General features: G+C 56.6%; 1 rRNA gene (cut by a window edge). It reads left to right on the top strand.

From position 1 onward, the window contains the following. Nucleotides 1-1,791, top strand: a 23S ribosomal RNA gene (locus tag ACIOHP_RS49870) (it extends 1,367 nt beyond the left edge of the window). Nucleotides 1,792-1,813 lie beyond the last annotated feature (22 nt).

Genomic DNA, 1,813 nt, shown 5'->3' with positions numbered 1-1,813 from the left:
TGCAGCGGAAGCTAGTGGTGGACGGTTCACGAGTGAGAATGCAGGCATGAGTAGCGATACACACGTGAGAAACGTGTGCGCCGATTGACTAAGGGTTCCTGGGTCAAGCTGATCTGCCCAGGGTAAGTCGGGACCTAAGGCGAGGCCGACAGGCGTAGTCGATGGATAACCGGTTGATATTCCGGTACCCGCTGTGAAGCGTCAAACATCGAACCCATTAATGCTAAGGCCGTGAAGCCGTTCCGGACCCTTCGGGGAAAGGAAAGTGGTGGAGCCGCCGAACCACGGTGGTAGTAGGTGAGTGATGGGGTGACGCAGGAAGGTAGTCCAGCCCGGGCGGTGGTTGTCCCGGGGTAAGGGTGTAGGCCGAGTGGTAGGCAAATCCGCCACTCATTAAGGCTGAGACCTGATGCCGAGCCGATTGTGGTGAAGTGGATGATCCTATGCTGTCGAGAAAAGCCTCTAGCGAGTTTCATGGCGGCCCGTACCCTAAACCGACTCAGGTGGTCAGGTAGAGAATACCGAGGCGTTCGGGTGAACTATGGTTAAGGAACTCGGCAAAATGCCCCCGTAACTTCGGGAGAAGGGGGGCCATCACTGGTGATCCGATTTACTCGGTGAGCTGGGGGTGGCCGCAGAGACCAGCGAGAAGCGACTGTTTACTAAAAACACAGGTCCGTGCGAAGCCGTAAGGCGATGTATACGGACTGACGCCTGCCCGGTGCTGGAACGTTAAGGGGACCGGTTAGTCACTCTTCGGGGTGGCGAAGCTGAGAACTTAAGCGCCAGTAAACGGCGGTGGTAACTATAACCATCCTAAGGTAGCGAAATTCCTTGTCGGGTAAGTTCCGACCTGCACGAATGGCGTAACGACTTCTCGACTGTCTCAACCATAGGCCCGGTGAAATTGCACTACGAGTAAAGATGCTCGTTTCGCGCAGCAGGACGGAAAGACCCCGGGACCTTTACTACAGTTTGATATTGGTGTTCGGTTCGGCTTGTGTAGGATAGCTGGGAGACTGTGAACTCTGGACGCCAGTTCAGGGGGAGTCGTCGTTGAAATACCAGTCTGGTCGTGCTGGATGTCTAACCTGGGTCCGTGATCCGGATCAGGGACAGTGTCTGATGGGTAGTTTAACTGGGGCGGTTGCCTCCTAAAGAGTAACGGAGGCGCCCAAAGGTTCCCTCAGCCTGGTTGGCAATCAGGTGTTGAGTGTAAGTGCACAAGGGAGCTTGACTGTGAGACCGACGGGTCGAGCAGGGACGAAAGTCGGGACTAGTGATCCGGCGGTGGCTTGTGGAAGCGCCGTCGCTCAACGGATAAAAGGTACCCCGGGGATAACAGGCTGATCTTCCCCAAGAGTCCATATCGACGGGATGGTTTGGCACCTCGATGTCGGCTCGTCGCATCCTGGGGCTGGAGTCGGTCCCAAGGGTTGGGCTGTTCGCCCATTAAAGCGGTACGCGAGCTGGGTTTAGAACGTCGTGAGACAGTTCGGTCCCTATCCGCTGCGCGCGCAGGAATATTGAGAAGGGCTGTCCCTAGTACGAGAGGACCGGGACGGACGAACCTCTGGTGTGCCAGTTGTTCTGCCAAGGGCATGGCTGGTTGGCTACGTTCGGGAGGGATAACCGCTGAAAGCATCTAAGCGGGAAGCCTGCTTCGAGATGAGTATTCCCACCCCCTTGAGGGGTTAAGGCTCCCAGTAGACGACTGGGTTGATAGGCCGGATCTGGAAGCACGGTAACGTGCGGAGGTGACCGGTACTAATAGGCCGAGGGCTTGTCCTCAGTTGCTCGCGTCCACTGTGTT

This window comes from Streptomyces sp. NPDC087859 (assembly GCF_044742595.1).
GTDB classification, from domain to species: domain Bacteria; phylum Actinomycetota; class Actinomycetes; order Streptomycetales; family Streptomycetaceae; genus Streptomyces; species Streptomyces canus_F.
Note: the sequence above shows the minus strand (reverse complement) of the source record. Positions and strands in the feature narration are given on the sequence as shown.